Below are 22865 nucleotides of genomic sequence, written 5' to 3' on the forward strand. Positions count from 1 at the left end.
TTGTTTTTCAAGCATGTGGTATAAAATTTCTAACATCATTATAAAATTCCGTCTGTACCTGATCATACTTCTGGTGGCTATCACTGGTTTTATGGCATATCAGGGACAGTTTGTCAAATGGTCATTTGTATTGGCCAATGTCGTACCCGACCATGATCCCGACATGGTGGATTTCATGGAGTTCAAACGGGTCTTTGGCGAAGACGGCAACATTCTGGCACTAGGAGTGTTGGACAGTGCGGTCTACAAGGTGGATAATTTTCGTAAATTCAGTTATATGTCGGATGCATTGATGAAAGTCAATGGTGTCAACGATGTGGTCAGTCTGCCGTCCTTGCGCAAACTTGTCAAGGATCAAGAGGAAAAGAAATTTAAACTTGTTCCAGTTTTTGACAAAATACCAGCTGATCAAGATGACTTGGATTCACTGATCAAATATGCCCAAGATATCAAGTTCTACAGTGGGCAACTTATCAACCCCGACAATGGAGCCAGTGTCGTATTAGTGACTATTCAAAAAGAGCTAATGGACTCGGATGCACGTAACCGTGTTATTGGAGACATCCTATTTGTAACAGAATCTTTTGAGAAAGACACAGGCATCAAGCTGCGATATGCAGGGCTGCCATACGTTCGCTACATTAATACATCAAAGCTCAAAGACGAGTTAAGGATGTTTTTAGTATTGTCTGTGATTGTCACGGGTTTTATTTTATTCTTGTTCTTTAGGTCTTTCAAAGTACTGTTAGTCGCGTTGGCTATCATTGGGATGGTGGTGCTTTGGGTTGTTGGTACTTTGGTGCTCCTAGATTATGAAATCACGCTGTTGACTGGCTTGTTGCCACCGATTATCGTCGTGATAGGCATCCCGAACACGGTCTATATGATCAATAAGTACCACCAAGAGTACTTTGCACATGGGGATCAAGAAAGGGCCATCCGAACCATTATCCAAAAAATAGGCATCGTTACTTTTATTACTAATGTGACGACTGCTGTGGGTTTTTTAGTACTGGCACTAACGGACATCGTAATTCTAAAGGAGTTCGGGATAGTAGCAGGAATCAATATTTTGGCCACCTTCGTGGTGAGCATGATTATGATTCCATGTATCTTTTCTTACCTGAAACCTCCAGGACGTAGACATCTCAAACATTTAGAATTTAAGGCATTAGATAAAGTCCTCACGGCACTGGACAACTTGGTGCATAGATATAAGGAGTATGTGTTCATTGCGACAGCAATCGTTGCGATTGTGTGCTGTTATGGGATTACCAAAATAGAAGCAGTCTCTTTTATGGTAGATGACTTACCCGAGGAGAGTCAGACTAAAAAAGATTTGGAGTTTTTTGAGAAGAATTTTGCGGGTGTGATGCCGCTCGAAATCGTCGTAGATACGAAACAAAAGAAAGGCGTACAGAATCTGTCCAATCTGCGTAAGATCGATGAGTTTGAGTCTTTCTTAGATTCTATAGAGTATGTGTCTAAGCCCATGTCTGTTGTGAGCTTTATCAAAGCAACTCGTCAGGCATTTTACAACGATAAGTCAAGCTACTATAGCTTGCCAAATAGCCGAGATAAGAATTTCATCCTTAGATACCTGAAAGAAGAAACGGATGAGTCCGATTTAGCTTCAGGATTCATAGACTCTACGGGTCAAAAAATTCGTATCTCACTCAAAATGGCTGATATAGGTTCTGTCAAAATGGACTCCCTTGTCAATCAAGTCATACAGCCTCGGATAGACTCTATTTTTGGAGAGACGAAGTTTGATGTAGCCATTACAGGAACGACATTACTTTTCATCAAAGGGAACAAGTTTCTGATTGACAATTTGATCATGAGTATGGTTATCGCGTTTGTAATTATTGCATTCATTATGGCGCTCTTGTTTAGGAACTTCAAAATGATAGTGATTTGTTTAATCCCTAATGTCATTCCTCTCTTGATCACTGGTGGAATGATGGGGCTCGTGGGTATTCCGCTCAAACCGAGTACCGCATTAATATTCAGCATCGCGTTTGGTATCTCAGTGGATGATTCTATTCACTTTTTGGCCAAGTACAGACAAGAGTTATTCGCAAATAATTTTTTCGTTCCTGTAGCAGTCAGCAAAAGTATTAGAGAGACTGGTGCCAGTATGATCTATACATCGGTCATTCTATTTTTTGGCTTTGTGATTTTTGCCGCATCGGAGTTTGGTGGCACAGTAGCACTGGGTGTATTGACGTCTACTACCTTGCTCATGGCAATGCTAACGAACTTAACTCTATTGCCTGCTTTGCTGTTACGATTTGACAATGGGAAACGAAACGCGACACAACACCCCCTGATAGAACAGTACCCTGAGTTCTATGATGAGGAGGAGGATGAAGAGATAGATTTAGGATTGATAGAGGTCGACCCCCCATCAACCGATAAGGGAGAAGAAAGTAAATAATCGAAGAATATTTTTGAGACTGTGAAATACAGAGAATATAAAAACATCAACTACGCGGAGGTTGCCGACGAAGTATTGGAGTTCTGGAAAAAGAACGACATCTTCAAAAAATCTGTGGATGAGAAAGAAGGTGCAGAGTCATTTGTGTTCTACGAGGGGCCTCCCTCCGCGAATGGTACGCCAGGTATTCATCACGTAATGGCTCGTGCGGTCAAGGATATTTTTTGTAGATACAAAACCCTAAAAGGGTATCAGGTCAACCGTAAAGGGGGCTGGGACACGCACGGCCTACCTGTTGAGCTCCAAGTAGAAAAAGAACTTGGAATTACCAAAGAGGATATTGGGAAGAAAATCTCTGTAGAAGAGTACAATCAAAAGTGTCGTGAAGCGGTCATGAAATTCAAAAATGAATGGGATGACCTAACGGAGAAAATGGGGTACTGGGTTGATTTGGACGATCCCTATATCACTTTTGACAAGAACTACATGGAGACGCTATGGCATCTACTCAAAAAGTTCTATGACAAGGATCTGCTCTACAAAGGCTACACGATACAACCTTACTCTCCAGCGGCTGGTACAGGGCTGAGCTCTCACGAACTCAACCAACCTGGCACATACCGTGACGTGAAGGATACGTCTATCGTGGCGCAGTTCAAAGCCAAAAAGACGGATGCTACGGCTAAGTTATTTGAAGGAGACGAGGAGGTGTTTTTCCTCGCATGGACTACTACACCTTGGACGCTACCGTCCAACGCTGCGCTAGCAGTAGGAAAGAAAATTAGTTATGTCAAAGTGAAGACTTTCAACCCCTATACTTTCTTGCCGGTCTCTGTGATCGTTGCGAAGGATCTGATGGGAAAATACTTCTCTGAGAAGGCAAAAGAAATTGCATTTGATGACTACAAATCAGGAGATAAATTAATCCCATGGGAAGTGACGGGAGAATTTTCGGGTGAAGATTTGGTAGGTATGCCGTATGAGCAGTTGATGCCCTATGTGACCAATGACGAACTCGAAGCAAAGGCATTTAGAGTGATTTCAGGAGATTTCGTATCGACTGAGGATGGTACAGGTATCGTACATATCGCGCCGACTTTTGGTGCGGACGATTTCTTGGCTGCTAAGCTGGCGGATGTACCAGGTGTAATGGTTAAAGACGAAACGGGCAAGGACGTCCCCTTAGTAGATAAGCAGGGAAGGTTCGTGGCAGAGGTCCCTGACTATGCTGGCAAGTATGTCAAGGCAGAGTACTATAGCGACGAAGAGAATTCCGCGAAGGATTTTAAACCAACGGATGTACTAATTGCCATCCAGCTCAAAGAAGAAAATAAGGCATTTAATGTCACCAAATACGAGCACAGTTACCCACACTGCTGGAGAACTGACAAACCTATCCTTTACTATCCGTTAGATTCTTGGTTTATCAAAACCACGGCCTACAAGGATAGATTGGTCGAACTCAATAAGACGATCAACTGGAAACCAGCATCAACAGGTACAGGTCGATTTGGCAACTGGTTGGAGAATCTGGTAGACTGGAACTTATCACGTTCTAGATACTGGGGCACACCACTACCTATCTGGGTGTCTGAGGACAAAACAGAAGAGATTTGTATCGGATCTATTGCTGAGCTGAAAGTAGAGATCGAAAAGTCTATTACTGCAGGATATATGACTGAGCAGATTGGTGAAGATTTCGATTTGCACAGACCGTATGTGGACGATGTGTTTTTGGTCAGTGCATCAGGGCAGAAAATGTATCGAGAGCCAGACTTGATCGATGTATGGTTTGATTCTGGAGCTATGCCTTATGCACAGTTCCACTTCATGGGGGATGACCCGAAGGCCGATTCTGTTAAAGAAGGAGGTCTTAAGGAAGTTTATCCAGCAAACTTCATTGCCGAAGGGGTGGATCAGACGAGAGGATGGTTCTTTACGCTACATGCGATATCGGTCATGCTTTTTGACAAAGTGTCTTTCCAAAATGTGATAGCGAATGGTCTTGTCTTAGATAAAAAAGGCAATAAGATGTCAAAACGATTGGGCAATGCAGTTAACCCATTTGAGACACTCAAAAAATACGGTCCAGATGCGACGCGTTGGTACATGATCTCCAATGCTAACCCTTGGGATAATTTGAAATTCGATATCGAAGGAGTCGCTGAGTCTCAGCGTAGATTCTTTGGTACTTTATATAATACGTATTCCTTCTTTTCGCTGTATGCGAATTTGGATGGATTTACTTTCTCTGAAAAGGCTATTCCTTTGGCTGAGCGAACGGAGAGTGATCAATGGGTTATCTCTAAGTTGAACACGCTAGTCAAAAAGGTGGATGAGGCCTACGACGAGTATGAACCTACCAAAGCAGCTCGATTGATTCAGGATTTTGTGATCGATGACATGAGCAACTGGTATGTTCGTCTAAACAGAAAACGATTCTGGAAAGGGGAGTATAACGAGGACAAGCGAGCAGCGTACCAGTCTCTTTATACTTGTCTCAAAACAGTGGCTAAACTCGGTGCTCCAATTGCACCTTTCTTCCTAGATAGGTTGTATTCTGATTTGAATGCGGTATCAGGTAGCGAAAATCATGAATCAGTACACTTATCCAACTTTCCCGTAGCAGACGAAGCAGCTATCAATATAGAGCTAGAAGCACGTATGGATATGGCACAGAAGATCTCTTCTTTGGTTCATTCGTTGAGAAAGAAGGAAAGATTGAAAGTACGTCAGCCTTTGGCTAAAATCATGATTCCTGTGATGAACGAAAACACGGTGTCTCGTGTGAGTGCAGTCAAAGATTTGATATTGAATGAGGTCAACATCAAAGAGATCGAGTTCTTAGATGACACATCGGGTGTATTGGTCAAGTCCATCAAGCCTAACTTTAGAAAGCTGGGTAAGGAGTTTGGTCCTAAGATGAAGGATGTGAGCAACCTTATCAATGCTTTTGATCAAGATCAAATTGCCGAGATAGAAAAAAGTAACAGCTTGATTGTTGATCTCAATGGTGAGGCGATTACTTTGACGTTGGAGGATGTAGAGATTGCTTCTCAGGATATCCCAGGGTGGTTGGTAGCAAGCGAAGGCGGCATCACTGTCGCGCTAGATATCAACCTGACGGATGAGTTGAGACAAGAGGGGATCGCGAGAGACCTAGTCAATAGAATCCAAAATCTGAGAAAGGATCAAGGTTTAGAGGTTCAAGATAAAATTAAAGTGAGTCTGCGTAGTGATGAGGAAGTAGTAACTGCAGCAGTGCAGGCTTTCAATAGCTACATCTGTGAAGAGACACAGGCTAACGAACTAAAACTTGTAGACAGTTTGTCTGCGGGACAGGAATTAGATATAGATGAATTGAAAATCAGCGCGCAAATAGAGGTTTGCTAGTTGTCACTTTTAGCGGTAATCGATGAAATATTATAAATACTTTTTGATCAGTCTGGGTGTAATCCTACTAGATCAGGTAGTGAAGTTGGTTGTTCATTTCAATATGGATATGGGCGTCAATGGACAAATTCAGATCATAGGCGAATATTTTAAACTCCATTATTTGACCAATCCAGGTATGGCTTTCGGGATGAAACTGGGTACGGAGTATGGCAAGCTGTTTTTGACTTTGTTTAGATTGGTCGCGATGGTTGGGATTGGCTACTACTTGTACACGCTGATCAAAAAAGAAGTTTCTACTGGTTTACTCGTATGTATCGCATTGATATTAGGTGGAGCCATAGGCAATGTGATCGATAGCACCTTCTACGGAGTATTCTTGGATAATGCTCCCTATGATGCCCCTACTCCATGGTTTTATGGTCAGGTAGTGGATATGTTCTACATCGATATCTGGGAAGGGCGTCTACCGGACTGGTTGCCGCTCATGGGAGGGAAATACATGTCTCTCTGGCCTGTATTTAATGTAGCGGATGCATCTATCTTCATAGGGGTAGCCATTATTCTCATCTTTCAAAAGCGGTTTTTTGCGCATACAAAGGAGCAAGAGGCAGAGTAAAATTTTAATATTTAGCACAGCGTTAAACCAAAAGAAGCCGAGCGATATCGCTCGGCTTCTTTTGGTTTAACGCTTCTCTTCTTAATTCTCTAGCATCTTGAGAAGTGTCGAGAGTTTGTTTTTTAAACTACGACGATCTACGATGAAATCTAAGAAACCATGATCTTTTACAAACTCAGCACTTTGGAAGCCTTTTGGCAAATCCTTACCGATGGTCTCACGAATAACTCTTGGACCCGCGAACCCTATCAATGACCCTGGTTCTGAGATGTTGAAATCTCCTAGCATCGCGTAGGATGCCGTTACTCCTCCAGTCGTAGGATCTGTGAGTAGCGAGATGTATGGGATTTTTGCTTCGCTCAGTAGAGCAAGTCTAGCTGAAGTCTTGGCCATCTGCATGAGCGAAAAACCAGCCTCCATCATACGCGCACCACCTGATTTGGAGATCATCAAAAACGGGATTTTATGTTCTAAAGAGTGATTGATAGCTCTTGCGATTTTCTCCCCTACCACTGATCCCATAGAACCACCAATGAACCCAAAATCCATACAAGCGATGACTAGGGGCGTACCGTTGATTTTGCCTACTGCACTTCTCAGTGCATCCGTCAATCCAGATTTTTTCTGAGTTGCTTCGATACGAGCTGGATAAGGTTTAGAATCCACAAACTTGAGTGGGTCTCCTGAAGAAAGCTCTGCGTCGAGCTCTTCGAACTTATTGTCATCAAAAAGAATTTCGAAATATTCTTTAGAGCCAATACGAACATGATAGTCATCTTCTGGACTTACGTATGCATTGTTACGAAGCTCGCGCATGTGGACAATCTTGCCACTAGGCGTCTTGTACCAAAGTCCATCTGGTGCTTCTTTTTTAGATTCTGTGGGGGTCTGTATGCCCTTATTTGTTCTTTTAAACCAAGCCATAATTAACTTTTCATTCCTCCCCAAATACGTGAAATTAAGTCGTTGGAGGTTTGCAAAGATAGGAATTCAATCGAAGATATAAGATTTGACAATATGTTTTTTAGCCTACTCAGTCACGCCCATCTACATAGTCTTGGAGGTAGGAATATTTCTCAGTCAAATGACCTCCTTTGGCTATGGTAGCCCTCTCTATAATACTTCCTTTGTCTTCTCCGATGAGGTTGGGTAGTACATTATTGAGGAGCTCTTTTCCAAAGTCTGCTGACGCATTTCTGGGTAGTTCGCATGGGAGATTGTCTACAGCCATCACTGTGACATTGCCTTCGTCTGAGAGTGGTGGTGCTAGTATGCCTTGTGTCGGGTCATAATCATAGATGGGATCATCTATGGTAGCAGGCTGCAGTGTCGAGGGGATCGATCCCTCTATATCGCAAGTTACATCCGCAATCACTTTGATGCTGAAGTTACGCTGAGTCATATCTTCCCGAGTAAATAGAACAGGGGCTTTGGGATTCCAAAAAGCACATGCGATCAAGATATCGGCAGCTTGGGCATAGGGAGCGAAATCAGATTCGAAATCTTCTGGTGACCGAAAGAATTCAGCACGATTGAAGACTTTGTCTTCGTTTTTGTGCTTGTGATAGTCTCGGTTATTTAGTTGGCAATACACGGGTTCATCAAATAGTTGGGTGATGAACTGATGAGGTGATACGCGACGAATACCAACCTGATTCATGATTTCCATAGCTCCTTTGGCTACTCGGCCACCTCCAGTGATAACGATCTTTATTTTGGGAAGTTTGATTAGATTAAACTCTGTTTTTAGATCGTCCAAATCAAAGCATTCGTGCGCACGTCGGATATCAAATAGGTTATAGCGCTTTCCATAAGTCCATAACGCATTGTACGCGCCTACGATTCCTGCATACCGACCAAAGGCAATGATGCGTTGCCCATCAGTATTCGTCAGTGTTTCATAATCGATCAAGGTTATGTTCTTGTCCAGTATGGTTTGGAGCAGTGTTCTGTTGTAGGCTTGTTTCTTGATCGTGTGTGAGAAGAAAAAGTAGGTTTTGTTAGGTATCAATGCTGCGATCGGCACTTCTTTGACTCCAAATAAAATATCACAGTCCGACACATCATCTGTCAGGGGGGTGTTTAGATCTATATAGTCCTGATCCGAGAAACATCTAATGTCGCTATGCGCACAGACAAGTGAAACCTCTGGGTGTGTTTCTTGTATTTTTTTGGCTTGTTCCGGCGTGATGGCAACACGTCTATCGACGGGGATTTTGCCTTCTTTTAGAATGCCGATTTTGATCATTGGGGTAGTGTTTGTCATAAAGCCAAATATCGCAAGATTGGTAGATATAGCTAGTAATTTGAGTTCGATTAATCATTGTTGTTTTGGTTATCTGAGCAAGTTATCATCATGTTTCTAAACTAAATAGGCTTTCATTTCGTCTATTGTCGAAATGAAATGACAAAAAAGGCTTTAATACTGCTATTGAGTCTGTTTTAGAACCGAATTCAGGTTAGTAGGTCATAAGGTTTTTTTGATTAGGCTTTTCCTTTCTTGAATCGTAGGCTAACTCTAGCAGTTCTGTCATTCTCATGGTGGGTTAGGTTTGTTTCCTGTATAATGACAGGTTTTAAAAAGGGTATGTACAAGATTTTGTATGGCTTTGTGTGCGGAAGTAGAATATGCCCTAAATCAATCCTATAGCTACTTTTTAGTTTGCTTGGTTTATCCTTTCTTTCACCTGTCAAATAATACAGTTCACCGATTTCTAGTTTTAGAATCAAGTACTGGCTGCTATTATTGCATTGTAGTCACAGAGAAACGAAGAGAAGAAAAGAGGAAGTGACTACATGAGCTGAAAAGCTCCACCGAAACAGAATAGTAATTTAGTCTTTCATAATCATGCTTAAGCTGCTGACCCGGACGGGGTGAGCAGCTTTTCTTTTTTTAGGGGCAATGGTGTCAATCCACGTTGCTATTTTAGGAAGCTACTCTACAGTACTGACTGAAAAGCCTGAGGAAGGAAATAACTATCGGCGACCTCTCTAGCTCTATTAGGTTCTCGATACTAACCATCAATCAAAACGACTTCATCTATCGGTCCATCCAAAACCACTCTCCTATATAATGATGAAGTTCACCTGTCAAATAATACAGTTCACCGATTTCTGCTTTAAAACAATACGCTGCATGCATATTATTGCATTGTAGTTACAGAGAAACGAAGAGAAGAAAAGAGGAAGTGACTATATGAGCTGAAAAGCTCCACCGAAATAGAATAGTAATTTAGTCTTTCATAATCATGCTTAAGCTGCTGACCCGGACGGGGTGAGCAGCTTTTCTTTTTTTAGGGGCAATGGTGTCAATCTACGTTGCTATTTATAGAAAGCCACTCTTCATTGTGGATCAATCCGTATTTCTGAGGGAGAGGTAGTAGATCACTTCGTGATTCAAGATTCATTGTTCGAAATTCATTATTGTTTTTTGTGAATAACCATCCCTTATAAGTCCTTGAGGTTTTTTTGAATAAAAATATCGAACCTGTCTACCGAGTTTATCCCCCCAATTTTACAGACTGATCCTTCATCGTTGATCGAAAAGCCTGAGGAAGGAAACAACTATCGGCGACCTCTCTAGTTTCATTGGGCTCTCAGTACTAACTATCGATCCATCCAAAACCACTCTCCTATATAATGATGAAGTTCACCTGTCAAATAATACAGTTCACCGATTTATGCTTTAAAACAATACGCTGCATGCATATTATTGCATTGTAGTTACAGAGAAACGAAGAGAAGAAAAGAGGAAGTGACTACATGAGCTGAAAAGCTCCACCAATACTAGAATAGTAATTTAGTCTTTCATAATCATGCTTAAAAGCTGCTGGCCCGGACGGGGTGAGCAGCTTTTTCTTTTTTAGTCGGTCTTAGCAGACACTGAGACTAGAGGAGTAGGTTTTTCTATCCTCTGATTTTATACCCTAATGAGGACATGGTTTAGATTGGAGATTATACTTATTGGGAGTAAAACCAAAAAGGTAAGTTTTGGAAACGGTAACTTAGGTTTAGAAGAAGGGAGTGGGGTATGTTCATTGCATTATAAATGCCAAGAAGGTTTCAGTCGCATTAGGAAATGCGATCAAGCGGGAGCACTATTCGAATCGCAATGAACATAAAGACTAATCTGCACCAAATTATATTTTTGCACAGGGAAGACAGTCTTACTTACTTCAGAATTCATCCTTTGACTCGGCTAGATGCCAAACAACACTCGCCCCGTAGCAAATGCTCTACTTCATATGCAACCAAAAGAACTATTAGAATTGTCTCGTCTCATCTTGATTTGATCCAATTGCCCATAGAAAATTTTCTACACTTCACCTGAATAAAATTAAAGCTCACCGAAATCAGGTTTTACTCCCCTCAGGATCATCGTAAACTTGTATCGTAATCAATTTCAACAAAACAACTATTATCATGAAAACTACAATTAAAACAATCGCAATTGCTGGTTTAGTAGCCATGTCCACACTTTCGTTTGCAGGCAACAAAGGTGAAAAGTCAGAAAAGGAAGTGAAAGTGAGCCCAGAGCTCGATGTTAGAATCGTGGAACTGAACGAGTCTAGTGTTGCTGTGACTTTTGCCAAGCTAGAAGGTGAGTCCGTGAAAGTGAAGATTTTTGACGCTTATGGAGTTTTGATGCACACAGAAAAGCAGTCAGAAGGTAAAGCTTTTTTGAAAAGATTTGACGTATCAGCATTACCAGCAGGTGACTATACTTATATGGTAGCCAATGAAATGTATGCTGTCAAAAAAGTAATCACAAAAGACTAATGGATAACTGCCAAGGAATGTAACCTCAGACTATATGTATGTCTGAGGTTTTTTTTGTGTTTAGCCAGTTTTAATATTAGATATTATACGCGTACTTCGTGTATAATTTTTTTTGCATGTCAGAATTTATAAGTCCGTTTAGAGGGTACAGTGTGAACTGGTGGAGATGGCTAAGTGTCGTTTTCATGGGAGCTGGTCTTCGTTTGTTTATTGATATCATTTATAGTGTTTTTTATTCGGACTTACCCCTTTCTTGGGATCCCAATGAATACATCTATGCGATCGTTTTGGCTCTTTTTGTATTAGAGGGGATTCGCTTTATAAATCGCCGGTTAGATAAAATCCTCCCTTGGGAGCATGGTGCGAAAAGCCGCTTTATCATCCAGCTCAGCTCCAATACAGTCTATGCCTCGGTAGTCATAGCTTTTTTTGGGGCCTTCCTTTATCGTTTTGTCAGTGATCACCATTCTAGGCCGTTGTTTGATGAAATCGTGGTGATCTCCACGGCGCTGTCTCTGACCATACTAGTGGTAGCGATCGAGATGGGAATGTTTTTCTTGAACAAGTGGAAGGTCTCGATGATAGAGATCGAAAGGTTCAAAAAAGAGGGACTTGAGTTTAGACATGAAATGCTCAAAACACAGGTGAACCCACATTTTTTGTTCAACAGTCTCAACACGCTTTCATCTTTGGTCTATTCAGACCCGAATACAGCCTATAGTTTCATCCGAAAACTTTCTAATGTTTATCGAAATGTACTGGAACATCGCAACAAAGGTCTCGTATCAATTCAAGAAGAACTACAAGCCATTGAGTCCTATGTCGAGTTGATTCGAATGCGTTTTGGACAGAAATTAGTGATCGAGATAGATCCGATGAAAGAGGTAGCAAAGTGTCAAGTGCCTCCATTGATTTTGCAGTTGTTGATCGAAAACGCTATCAAGCATAATGTGGTATCTACCAAATACCCCCTATCTATCTGGGTGTACCATGAGGGCGACCAGATTGTGATCAAAAATTCACTCCGGCTAAAGTCCTCTAAAGGGTATTCATCCAAAATCGGATTGGATAACATCATCAGTCATTATGATATAGTGACAGATAAAAATGTAGAAATTAAACAAACAGAAGATAGTTTTATAGTATTATTACCACTATTAAGCCCTGATTATGAAGGTATTGATTATAGAGGATGAGCAATTCGCTCAGGATGAGCTGAAAAGACTTTTGGCTGAGACGTCATTTGACGTAGAAATTATTGATTGTTTTGAATCTATAGAAGAAACAGTCGAATGGTATGAAGACAATGAAGATCCAGACTTGATCTTCATGGATATTCAGCTGTCTGATGGGTTGAGCTTTGAGATTTTTCAGCAGACGACTGTTAGCTGCCCCATCGTTTTTACGACGGCTTTTGAGAACTATGCCATTAGAGCATTCAAGGTCAATAGTATAGATTACCTCCTCAAACCCATCGAGAAAGACGACCTAGAAGCTGCATTGAAAAAGTATGCTGATCTCAATGATAACAAAAGCGAAGAGGAAGAAGGTAGTGTCGCGTTGAGCATAGACCAAGTGCAGCAGTTGCTCAAACTATCTGACGAGCAGCGCGATTACAAAAAGCGTTTTATTATTAAGTCTGGAGACAGATTGAGACACGTGTCTGTTGAGGACATTGCGTACTTCTATGCCGAGGATGACTACACCTATTTGGTCTCGAAGGAAGGGGCTAAATTCATTATCTCCTTTAAGTTAGATGAATTAGTCAAGCAGCTTGATCCTTCTGATTTCTTTAGATTATCTAGAAAATATATCGCCAATATCCATTCGATCAAACTGGTCAACAAATACTTCAACAGTAGACTAGAGGTCATTCTACAGCCAGAGACCAAGGATCAAATCCTGATCAGTCGAGTCAGAGTGCCGGAGTTTCTGAACTGGCTGGAGAAATAATAAATGAAGACACTAGAGTCAAGACAATCTTGGGTCTAGTGTCTTCATTTATTGTTTATTCCCTTTCAAAATCGACTTTACCTCATTGAGTTTAAGCAAAGCTTCTACAGGCGAAATCGTATTGATATCTAGTTTATTGAGTAGACCAATTACCTCTTCGAAGTGTGGGTCAGATTCGAACATACTGAGCTGAAAGTTATTCTTTGGAATAGATTCTATTCGCTCCGCATCTCCTTCTTTGATCTTGTCTTTTTCTAAGTGACCCAAGATTTCGTTGGCACGTAAGACTACTTCATTGGGCATGCCTGCCATTTTAGCAACATGGATACCAAAGCTGTGCTCACTGCCGCCCTCCTTGAGCTTACGCATAAAGATCACACGGTTGTCTAGCTCCTTTACGGATACGTTAAAATTTTTGACTCTCGGGAAATCTGTGGCGATTTGATTCAGTTCGTGGTAGTGTGTCGCAAACATCGTCTTTGCTTTGAACTTCGGGTGATTGTGCAGATGCTCCACGATGGACCAAGCGATGGATACCCCATCATAGGTGCTTGTACCTCTACCAATTTCATCCATGAGAACCAGACTACTGTCGCTCAGGTTGTTGAGTATACTAGCGGTCTCGGTCATCTCGACCATGAAGGTAGATTCGCCTTTGGATAGGTTATCAGAGGCGCCCACTCTGGTGAATACCTTGTCAATGATCCCGATTTTAGCATAGGTAGCAGGGACGAAAGATCCCATCTGTGCCATGAGTACGATTAGTGCGGTTTGTCTCAGTAGGGCAGACTTACCCGCCATGTTAGGGCCGGTGATGACCATGATCTGTTGTGATACATTGTCTAACATGACGCTATTAGGGATGTACTCTTCACCAGCGGGCAGCTGGGTTTCTATTACCGGATGCCTGCCTTCTTTGATGTCGATGATCGGGTCTTCTTGGATCGATGGACGGCAGTAGTTTTGTTTTTTAGCGACCTGCGAAAAGGATAGTAGACAGTCTATCTCAGCGATACATTTAGCATTGACCTGGATCTCGTTGACATAGTCGGCAGTGAAGCTCACGAGTTCGTTGTAGAGGCGAAACTCTATGCTGCCTAATTTGTCTTCTGCAGTCAGTATTTTTTCTTCGTATGTTTTGAGCTCTTCCGTGATGTAACGCTCTGCGTTGACGAGCGTTTGCTTTCTGATCCACTCGGCGGGAACTTTATCCTTGTGTGCATTGGATACCTCTAGGTAGTACCCAAATACTTTATTGTAGGCGATTTTGAGTGATGAGATACCTGTTTTGGCTTTTTCTCTTTCTTGGATTTGGAGCAAATAGTCTTTGCCAGAGAAAGCGATTTTTCTTAGTTCGTCGAGTTCCGAATCTATCCCATCGCTGATGATTCCTCCTTGGGTGGCGTTGAGCGGCACGTCATCTTTCATGTAGGTATTGATGCGGTCGAGTAATTGTGCGCATGGGTTCAGTTTGTCTCCATATTTGGACAAAGTTTCGATTCCCGACTTCTCTAGTTGCTCCTTGATAGGTTGGATATGTGCCAGTGCTTTTTTGAGATGTAGCAACTCACGAGGGTTGATGCGCAGTGCAGCTACCTTGGATACCAGTCGCTCGATATCTGAGATCTGTGATAAGTGGCTTTCTACTGTCTCAGCAACCTCCTCTGCCTCTAATAGTGATTCTACGACCGAAAGCCTCGCTTCGATGATCGCTTTTTCTTTTAATGGAAGCACAAGCCACTTTTTGAGCAATCGTGCGCCCATAGGCGTGCAGGTATGGTCTAGGATCGATAGCAGCGCTACGCCATCATTTTGCTGAGGATAAACCAGTTCAAGATTACGGATGGTGAATTTATCCAGCCAAACATACTTGTCGGTATCCAGTCTAGAGATGGACGAAATATGACTGATCTGTTTGTGCTCGGTCTCTTCGAGGTAGTAGAGTATCGCGCCAGCCGCAGCGATTCCTTCTTTGGATTGTTCTATACCAAACCCTTTTAGATTTTTGGTCTTAAAGTGCGTGTTGAGTTTTTCATATCCGAAATCAAAACCAAAAATCCACTCCTCCAGACAGAAGATGTTGTGATCCGAACCGAGGAGTTTTTCGCAATGCGCTCGGTGGTTCTTGCAGAAAATGATCTCCGATGGGTTGAAACTTTGGATCAGTTTGTCAATGTAGTCGTCAGTGCCATGTGAGAGCATAAACTCACCTGTACTGAGATCGAGAAACGCGATCCCGTGCATTTCTTTCCCAAATGAAATCGAGGCGAGATAGTTGTTTTTTCTTTGTTCGAGGACATTGTCATTGAGCGTCAGGCCAGGAGTGACCAGCTCTGTCACACCGCGTTTGACGATTCCTTTGACATCTTTTGGGTTTTCGAGTTGATCACAGATCGCCACTCTATTTCCTGCTCGTACCAATTTGGGCAAGTAAGTGTCCAGCGAATGGTGAGGAAACCCCGCCAGCTCGATGTGCGAGGCAGAACCATTGGCACGTTTGGTCAGGACAATATCGAGGATTTTGCTGGCGCGTACTGCGTCTTCACCAAAAGTCTCGTAGAAGTCTCCTACTCTAAATAGTAGCAATGCATCAGGGTGCTTGGCCTTGATCGCATTGTATTGTTTCATCAAAGGGGTTTCTTTCTTACTTGCTGCCATGGTGATAGGATCAAAGCACGAATTTAAGAACTAGCGGCTTTTTAGTATGGGATGCTCTCATTTCTTTTTGGATTATCTAAAGTCTAATTTGAAAAGCAGCTAGATTTAAACGTTACACTACATGCCCAAACTCTTGTCTGTGCAAATATCTCGTTAAACCCATGTAAATGATTTAGGATCGTTTTCTTTGCGGTAGCAAAAAAGAAGAGCGATGCGCAAATTGAAGAATGAGGAACTCAACCGTCCAAGTGTTGAAGAGTTTAAGGAGCAAAAGAAAAATGAAGTAATCGTCATACTGGACAATGTCAGGAGTCTCAACAATGTCGGCTCTGCATTTCGCAGTTCGGATGCCTTCAATGTCAAGAAGCTCTATCTCTGTGGGATTACTGGGACTCCTCCACATCGTGACATCAATAAGACGGCTATCGGCGCAACTGACTCGGTAGACTGGGAGTACGTCAAGGATACCAAAACACTGGTCGAGAGACTACAGTCCGAAGGCTGGAAAGTCTATGCCGTAGAGCAGGCCGAGGGTGCGACGATGCTTCAGGATTTTTCGCCTGAGACTGATGAGAAAGTTTGCTATGTGTTTGGAAACGAGGTTTTTGGTGTAGAGCAAGAGGTCGTCTCTGCATGTGATGGTTGTTTAGAGATCCCTCAGTATGGTACCAAACATTCTCTCAATATCTCCGTCACTATAGGAGTAGTTCTCTGGGATTATGTCCTCAAGAGTTCTTTAAAATAGGCTGTTGGGGTACAAGTTGAAAACAGACACGTTTCACAGATTCAGGATAGGCGGGACCTATGGAGGATGTCCTATTCTGATTCGGAATCGACCCGAAAGTTCACTGTTGGCAGTGAATTTTGTTAATGATTAGTGCTTTTTTGCACACGTTTTTAATCGGTTTCTCCATGTTCTGTTAGTAATTTTGACTCGAATCAAAAATAAAATCCAAAGCAAATGGAATACCGCATAGAACATGACACCATGGGGGAAGTGAAAGTCCCTGCTGACAAATACTGGGGAGCCCAAACCCAAAGATCAAAGATGAATTTTAAAATAGGAGGCGCTAGCATGCAGATGCCTATGGAGATCATCCATGCTTTTGCTATTTTGAAAAAATCTGCCGCAGAGGCCAACACGGCGCTTGGTGTATTGGATCAAGAAAAATCAGATTTGATCGGTAAGGTGTGTGACGAGATTCTAGCTGGAGACTTGGACGATCAGTTCCCACTCGTAGTATGGCAAACGGGCTCTGGAACACAGTCTAATATGAACTCTAATGAGGTGATCGCCAACCGTGCTCATGTCATTAATGGTGGTAACCTTTCGGATGACAAGAAGTTCATCCATCCTAACGATGACGTGAATAAATCACAGTCCTCTAATGACACCTTCCCTACCGCGATGCATATCGCAGGTTACAAGATGATCGTCGAGACGACCATCCCAAAGGTAGAGAAGTTAAGAAATACACTGGATGCCAAAGCGAAAGCGTTTAAAGATGTAGTAAAAATCGGTCGTACTCACTTCATGGATGCCACTCCATTGACTTTAGGACATGAATTTTCTGGATATGTAGCACAGCTGGATTTTGGATTGAAAGCTTTAAAAAACACGCTGGCGCATCTATCCGAATTGGCACTAGGTGGTACAGCTGTAGGTACTGGCTTGAATACCCCAGAAGGGTATGCAGAGTTGGTGGCAGAGAAGATTGCTAAACATTCTGGGTTACCACTAGTGACTGCTGCGAACAAATTCGAAGCACTGGCGGCACATGATGCGATCGTAGAGTCAAGTGGCGCACTGAAGCAACTAGCAGTTAGCTTGATGAAAATTGGTAATGACATACGTATGCTTTCGTCTGGACCAAGAAGTGGTATCGGGGAACTCATGATCCCTGAGAATGAGCCAGGTTCGTCCATCATGCCAGGGAAAGTTAACCCTACGCAATGCGAAGCACTTACAATGGTATGTGCACAAGTAATCGGTAACGATGTGGCAGTATCGACTGGTGGTATGACTGGGCACTTCGAGCTCAATGTTTTTAAACCGATGATGATCTATAACCTGTTAAACTCAGCGCGATTGATTGGCGATGCATGCGAGTCATTTAACGACAATTGTGCTGTAGGTATAGAGCCTAATCACCCAGTAATTGAAGAGAAATTAGAAAAATCGCTAATGCTAGTAACTGCTCTCAACCCACATATTGGTTATGAGAATGCTGCAAAAATTGCAAAAAAGGCACACAAAGAAGGAAAAACACTTCGTGAAGCAGCACTAGAATTAGAGTTATTGACCAATGAGCAGTTCGACGAATGGGTCATTCCTGCCGACATGGTTGGTAGTTTAAAGGCTTGATCTTTTATGAGATAGCTCAAAAAAGTATAATTAATACTTTAATTAGATCAATATTTTTGTACATTAGTCACTATAAATAGGATTAAATCATAAAATTATGAAGAGTATAATAGCAATTTTCGCTGTAATATTTGCACTAGGTATGTCTGTGGATGCTTCTGCTCAGATGTCTAAGCAGGAAAGCAAGGAATGGAAAAAAAGAATCAAAGCCTTGTCTCCAGAGCAATACAAAGCCCTTTTGGAAGAAAATAAATCGCTAAAAGGCCAATTGAGTAGTTTGAAAAAAGAAGTAGCTGGAGTCGATGACAGAATCAGCGAAAAAGATGATCAAATTGCAGATTACCAAGATCAGGTATCTTCCTTGAGAAAGGAACTTTCAGAAGCTAAGAAAAATGCTTCTAAGTCAAGCGATGAAGGTCAAGTTGCTTCTCGTTCTTCTGTTCCTAAAAACGGCGTTTTCTTCAAGGTTCAAATCGGAGCTTTCAAGAAAAAGGATTTGTCTGAGTTCTCTCAAAACAACCCTTCTTTCGAAATTGATGGTGAAGATGGAACGATGAGGTACACTATTGGTACTTTCAAGGATTACTGGGAGGCTGATACCTTCAAAAAGTATTTGAGAGAGATGGGTGTTAAAGACGCTTGGATCGTAGCTTACAAAGACGGCAATAGAGTGCCTATCAAGCAAGTATTAGAAGGAGTGATTTAATTACCCCTATATCTTATAAATTATTTCCCTGATCTAGAATCGACACAGCCGTTCTAGATCAGGGTTTTTTTATATGTAGCTATCGCTTTTTGTATATTTTTGCGAATCAGAAAAATTGAGCTCCTATGATTCATTATAAGACAAGAGAAGAGATTGAGTTAATGCGTGAGAGTGCGCAGATCGTATCCAAGACATTGGGTGCATTGGCTGCTGAGGTCAAACCTGGCGTGACACCATTAGAACTAGACGCCATAGCGGAGACATGCATTAGAGACCATGGTGCTATACCTGGCTTTCTAGGGCTTTACGATTTCCCCAATACACTTTGCATGTCGCTCAATCAGCAGGTCGTACATGGCATACCAAACAAAACACCTCTTCAAGAGGGCGATATTATTAGTATCGACTGTGGCGCATTAAAAAATGGCTTCTATGGTGATCATGCTTATACTTTTGAGGTGGGCGAGGTAGCACCAGAAGTCCGGGAGCTGCTCAAAGTCACCAAGGAATGTCTCGATCTAGGTATTGCTCAAGTCAAAAAAGGGAACAGAATCGGAGATGTGAGTTTTGCTATCCAGCAACATGCAGAGAAACATGGCTATGGTGTGGTCAGAGAGCTGGTGGGACATGGGTTAGGAAAGAAAATGCATGAAGGTCCAGAGGTGCCGAACTTCGGGAAGCGTGGGCGCGGACCGGTGATCAAAGAAGGGTTAGTGATCGCCATAGAGCCGATGATTAATCTCGGAACAAAAGAAGTTCGCCAACTGTCTGATGGCTGGACGATTATTACAGGAGACAATAAGCCTTCTGCGCATTTCGAACATGATGTAGCGGTAGTCGATGGAAAACCTGAAGTCCTGTCAACATTTAGCTATATCGAAGAGGCGTTGAAAAAGACCAGTGTGATCTAATCTATCTTAAAATTGGTTTATCCTTTTTTAGTTACTTTTATATTTATTGAAAATCTAAATTCTCCTGTATGAATCAAGATCCTACCAATTACTTAGAGACCTGGGCTAGCATTGCGCATCTGATTGCTTTGGTACTGGTTCTCATGGCATGTGCCAACTACATTGTTTATATGCTTATCGTCTCGATTATGGGCAATCGATCGGGTAAGTATAGTTTTGTGCTCAACAATGAGACGAAAGTAATGTTTATTTCCGCCATTGGTTTGTCTATTGCCGCAGCATTGGTTTTGAATGTGTTTATGCTCAACGAGAGGGACTTTAGTCATTTGTTTGTCTTCTCCTTGAAGTCTGGTTTGCCCGTTGGGATAGGAATTACGCTTGCGTATGCGTTTCATGTCTATCTGAGCCAGTATTACCCATTTATACTAGAAGCTCGATTGGCAGATATTCGCTTTAGAGAACGAAAAAGTCCAAAGTCAGGGCGATCAATGCGTCTGCTCAATGAGGAAGAAGAGGATGATTATTTGTCAGAAGAGATGATGATTCAGGAAGAGCAATTGGCTTATGATTTTGACGTTTGGTTAGATGATATATCAGGAGAGACCATCATTGAGACTTACAAAGGAACGACCAATCGTGTGTGTGACAAGTGCCATTTCCGTACACTCAAACTGATCAAAGAAGAGATTAGTGAAGAGACCATGATCAAAAGTAAACATTACCAATGCTCACATTGTGGACATAAAGAGCGAGTCCAGGATCTATAATATTAGGAAGATATCAAGGGAGCAATTGCTCCCTTTTTTGATGAAAATGGTTCAAATTGCAAGGCTTATGAAGAATGTGATTTACTTGGTCTCGGGTATTGTTTTGCTATTGGTTGGATGTGGTAAAAAACAGGAAGGGTATCAGCCCTCTGCCCCTACATCGGTAACACCAGTGCAGAAGGCGGAGTTTGTGGGAGCAGATGCATGTAAGGCTTGTCACGAAGAAGCATACCATGCATGGCAAGGTTCCCATCACGATGATGCGATGAAAATTGCAGATTCGTCTACGGTTAAAGGTGACTTTAACAACATTAAGTATTCTTCGAACGGAGTAGACTATTACTTCTTTCAGAAATCCAATGACTACTATGTCAATACGCAGGATGGCGATGGTGAGTATAAAGATTTTAAAGTCGAATATACTTTTGGCGTCACCCCACTCCAGCAGTATTTAATCCCTTTCCCGAATGGGTCTTATCAAACGCTACAAGCCGCATGGGACGACCAAGAAAATAAATGGTTCGACGTACAGTCACGTTTCAAAATAGATACTGCCGAATGGTTGCATTGGACACGAGGAGCTGCCCGCTGGAACACGATGTGTGCAGATTGCCATAGCACCAATGTGCACAAAAACTACAACGCAAAGGAGGATAGCTACCATACAACATTCAGTGAGATCAATGTTGCCTGTGAGAGTTGCCATGGGCCAGGGAGCACGCATGTCAACTATTATAAAGAGAGTCAAGATGGTCCTAAACCGAAATTTTACATGTCTGCCGATATGGGGAGCAAAGAGTTGGTAGATAAATGTGCAAGATGTCATTCCAGGCGTGGACAGATCACCCCGTATTTTGATTACGAAGGGTCATATTTGGATCACTACCAACCCGCTCTGTTGACTGAGAATGTCTATGAACTAGATGGACAGATTCAAGACGAAGATTATGTCTATGGGTCGTTTATCCAGAGCAAAATGTATCACAACAATGTGTCGTGTAGAGACTGTCACGATGTGCATTCCCTTAAATTAAAAAAGCAGGGGAACTCATTGTGTCTGCAGTGTCATGAGCCGAAGTATGACTCACCTACACATCACAAACATAAAATAAACACTGAAGCGAGTCAGTGCATCAATTGTCACATGACGGGAAAGACCTATATGGGCAATGACTTTAGGCGAGACCATAGTTTTAGAGTCCCGAGACCCGATCAGACAGTGAAATACGGGACACCAAACGCGTGCAATAGTTGTCATGCTGACAAGTCTGCCAAATGGGCCAGTGATATAATCGTGAAAGAATACGGTACGGAGCGTCCTGATCACTTTTCAGATTTACTGTTAGCGGGGTATCATGGCAACAATGATGATTTGCTTCAGTTGATTATGAACTCTAAATACCCTGTGGTGGCGCGTGCCACAGCGGTCAACTATTATGGGCAGAGTGCTTCCGCTCAGGAACTACAGCAGATCACACGTTTTCTCAGAGATAGCGCTGCGTTGATACGAGGTGAGACAGTACGGGCATTGAGCAACCGGCCAGATGTCCCAGCTCATCAGTTGATCCAACCATTGATTAGGGATTCGGTTCGCTTGGTTAGAATCACAGCAGCACAGTATATGGCACGTTTGGATCCTCAGGCGGCCAATAATCCTGCTTATAAAGAAGCTATGAAGGAAAACCTAGCTTCTATGCAGATGCAAGCTGATTTTGCGTCAGGGCAGCATGCCTTAGGTATCTACTATGAAGGGATCGGGAATACCCCAGCGGCCATCACGGCCTACCGAAGAGCACTGGATATCGATGACCATTACAACCAAGCCAAAATGAACCTTGCACTGATCTTGTACAACCAAGGAGAGACTGAAGAAGCCATTGCGCTATATCTGGATGTCATCAGACAAGAGCCAGATTATAGTTACTCTTACTACATGCTCGGTCTGCTGTACAATGAGCAAGGTGACCTTTCTAAGGCAATGAAACATCTCTCTCTTGCTACACAAAAGCAACCTCCAATCCCGCGTGCATTTTACAACTATGCAACGCTGCTCTATCAGCAGCAGAATTTTGCAGAGGCTGTAATAGTCGCGCAGGAGAGTGAATTGTATTTTATGCCATCGGAGGACATGCTCTATGTGAAACTGTTGTCACAAATGGGCGCGGAGGATTATGAGGCCGCACTGCGTAGTTGTCAGCAATTGATCGAAATGGCACCAAATAACCAGCAGTATAGACAGATGTTCTCTCAGCTAAAAGTTAAATTGTAGCCTAC

Annotated in this window: 15 protein-coding genes; 12 read left to right on the forward strand and 3 right to left on the reverse strand. The window is 42.3% G+C overall.

The window, feature by feature from the left end; genetic code table 11:
• Positions 1-13 precede the first annotated feature (13 nt).
• The 3 genes from BGP76_RS16080 to BGP76_RS16090 are packed head-to-tail and all read left to right on the forward strand — an operon-like array spanning position 14 to position 6452.
• Positions 14-2440, forward strand: coding sequence for an RND family transporter (locus BGP76_RS16080; protein WP_119845424.1), 2427 nt, complete (start codon positions 14-16; stop codon positions 2438-2440).
• A 21-nt stretch (positions 2441-2461) separates the two neighbouring features.
• The gene (gene ileS, locus BGP76_RS16085; RefSeq protein ID WP_119845425.1) at positions 2462-5833 is read left to right on the forward strand and encodes an isoleucine--tRNA ligase; all 3372 of its coding nucleotides are present in this window, start codon (positions 2462-2464) and stop codon (positions 5831-5833) included.
• A gap of 22 nt (positions 5834-5855) precedes the next feature.
• Complete coding sequence (locus BGP76_RS16090; RefSeq protein WP_119845426.1) at positions 5856-6452, forward strand: lipoprotein signal peptidase; 597 nt, start codon at positions 5856-5858, stop codon at positions 6450-6452.
• An 81-nt stretch (positions 6453-6533) separates the two neighbouring features.
• Here the strand turns inward: BGP76_RS16090 and accD are convergent, their stop codons facing one another.
• A complete protein-coding gene (gene accD, locus BGP76_RS16095; RefSeq protein WP_073120975.1) occupies positions 6534-7376 on the reverse strand; it encodes an acetyl-CoA carboxylase, carboxyltransferase subunit beta in 843 nt (280 codons plus the stop codon).
• A 109-nt stretch (positions 7377-7485) separates the two neighbouring features.
• On the reverse strand, positions 7486-8700 hold the full coding sequence (locus tag BGP76_RS16100; protein ID WP_119845427.1) for an NAD(P)-dependent oxidoreductase: 1215 nt from the start codon (positions 8698-8700) through the stop codon (positions 7486-7488).
• A gap of 2174 nt (positions 8701-10874) precedes the next feature.
• Between BGP76_RS16100 and BGP76_RS16110 the strand changes: the two genes are divergently transcribed.
• From BGP76_RS16110 to BGP76_RS16120, 3 genes are all read left to right on the forward strand, one after another.
• A complete protein-coding gene (locus BGP76_RS16110) occupies positions 10875-11231 on the forward strand; it encodes a hypothetical protein (protein ID WP_147407491.1) in 357 nt (118 codons plus the stop codon).
• Between the two features lie 116 nt (positions 11232-11347).
• Complete coding sequence (locus tag BGP76_RS16115; protein WP_073120963.1) at positions 11348-12427, forward strand: sensor histidine kinase; 1080 nt, start codon at positions 11348-11350, stop codon at positions 12425-12427.
• Positions 12402-13184, forward strand: a complete 783-nt coding sequence (locus BGP76_RS16120; RefSeq protein WP_119845430.1) for a LytTR family DNA-binding domain-containing protein — start codon at positions 12402-12404, stop codon at positions 13182-13184. The genes BGP76_RS16115 and BGP76_RS16120 overlap by 26 nt, the downstream gene beginning before the upstream one ends.
• Before the next feature lie 48 nt (positions 13185-13232).
• Here BGP76_RS16120 and mutS read toward each other — a convergent pair whose 3' ends face one another.
• Positions 13233-15842, reverse strand: coding sequence for a DNA mismatch repair protein MutS (mutS, locus tag BGP76_RS16125; protein WP_119845431.1), 2610 nt, complete (start codon positions 15840-15842; stop codon positions 13233-13235).
• A 211-nt stretch (positions 15843-16053) separates the two neighbouring features.
• Between mutS and BGP76_RS16130 the strand changes: the two genes are divergently transcribed.
• From BGP76_RS16130 to BGP76_RS16155, 6 genes are all read left to right on the forward strand, one after another.
• Positions 16054-16587, forward strand: a complete 534-nt coding sequence (locus BGP76_RS16130; protein WP_119845432.1) for an RNA methyltransferase — start codon at positions 16054-16056, stop codon at positions 16585-16587.
• Between the two features lie 216 nt (positions 16588-16803).
• Complete coding sequence (fumC, locus tag BGP76_RS16135) at positions 16804-18207, forward strand: class II fumarate hydratase (RefSeq protein ID WP_119845433.1); 1404 nt, start codon at positions 16804-16806, stop codon at positions 18205-18207.
• Between the two features lie 97 nt (positions 18208-18304).
• Complete coding sequence (locus BGP76_RS16140) at positions 18305-18913, forward strand: Ezrin/radixin/moesin family protein (RefSeq protein WP_252737291.1); 609 nt, start codon at positions 18305-18307, stop codon at positions 18911-18913.
• 125 nt (positions 18914-19038) lie between these two features.
• Positions 19039-19824, forward strand: a complete 786-nt coding sequence (gene map, locus BGP76_RS16145) for a type I methionyl aminopeptidase (protein ID WP_119845435.1) — start codon at positions 19039-19041, stop codon at positions 19822-19824.
• Positions 19825-19892: 68 nt separating this feature from the next.
• The gene (locus BGP76_RS16150) at positions 19893-20591 is read left to right on the forward strand and encodes a hypothetical protein (RefSeq protein WP_119845436.1); all 699 of its coding nucleotides are present in this window, start codon (positions 19893-19895) and stop codon (positions 20589-20591) included.
• 67 nt (positions 20592-20658) lie between these two features.
• On the forward strand, positions 20659-22860 hold the full coding sequence (locus tag BGP76_RS16155) for a tetratricopeptide repeat protein (protein ID WP_158584304.1): 2202 nt from the start codon (positions 20659-20661) through the stop codon (positions 22858-22860).
• The last annotated feature ends 5 nt before the right edge of the window (positions 22861-22865 follow it).

The sequence above is a fragment of the Reichenbachiella sp. MSK19-1 genome, assembly GCF_003590315.1.
GTDB lineage: Bacteria > Bacteroidota > Bacteroidia > Cytophagales > Cyclobacteriaceae > Reichenbachiella > Reichenbachiella agariperforans.

Bases quoted from the DNA above. Each gene is read 5' to 3' on its own strand.
- BGP76_RS16080 (WP_119845424.1), top strand. From the start codon at position 14: ATGTGGTATAAAATTTCTAACATCATTATAAAATTCCGTCTGTACCTG.
- BGP76_RS16090 (WP_119845426.1), top strand. From the start codon at position 5,856: ATGAAATATTATAAATACTTTTTGATCAGTCTGGGTGTAATCCTACTA.
- accD (WP_073120975.1), bottom strand. From the start codon at position 7,376: ATGGCTTGGTTTAAAAGAACAAATAAGGGCATACAGACCCCCACAGAA.
- BGP76_RS16100 (WP_119845427.1), bottom strand. From the start codon at position 8,700: ATGATCAAAATCGGCATTCTAAAAGAAGGCAAAATCCCCGTCGATAGA.
- BGP76_RS16110 (WP_147407491.1), top strand. From the start codon at position 10,875: ATGAAAACTACAATTAAAACAATCGCAATTGCTGGTTTAGTAGCCATG.
- BGP76_RS16115 (WP_073120963.1), top strand. From the start codon at position 11,348: ATGTCAGAATTTATAAGTCCGTTTAGAGGGTACAGTGTGAACTGGTGG.
- BGP76_RS16120 (WP_119845430.1), top strand. From the start codon at position 12,402: ATGAAGGTATTGATTATAGAGGATGAGCAATTCGCTCAGGATGAGCTG.
- mutS (WP_119845431.1), bottom strand. From the start codon at position 15,842: ATGGCAGCAAGTAAGAAAGAAACCCCTTTGATGAAACAATACAATGCG.
- BGP76_RS16130 (WP_119845432.1), top strand. From the start codon at position 16,054: ATGCGCAAATTGAAGAATGAGGAACTCAACCGTCCAAGTGTTGAAGAG.
- fumC (WP_119845433.1), top strand. From the start codon at position 16,804: ATGGAATACCGCATAGAACATGACACCATGGGGGAAGTGAAAGTCCCT.
- BGP76_RS16140 (WP_252737291.1), top strand. From the start codon at position 18,305: ATGAAGAGTATAATAGCAATTTTCGCTGTAATATTTGCACTAGGTATG.
- map (WP_119845435.1), top strand. From the start codon at position 19,039: ATGATTCATTATAAGACAAGAGAAGAGATTGAGTTAATGCGTGAGAGT.
- BGP76_RS16150 (WP_119845436.1), top strand. From the start codon at position 19,893: ATGAATCAAGATCCTACCAATTACTTAGAGACCTGGGCTAGCATTGCG.
- BGP76_RS16155 (WP_158584304.1), top strand. From the start codon at position 20,659: ATGAAGAATGTGATTTACTTGGTCTCGGGTATTGTTTTGCTATTGGTT.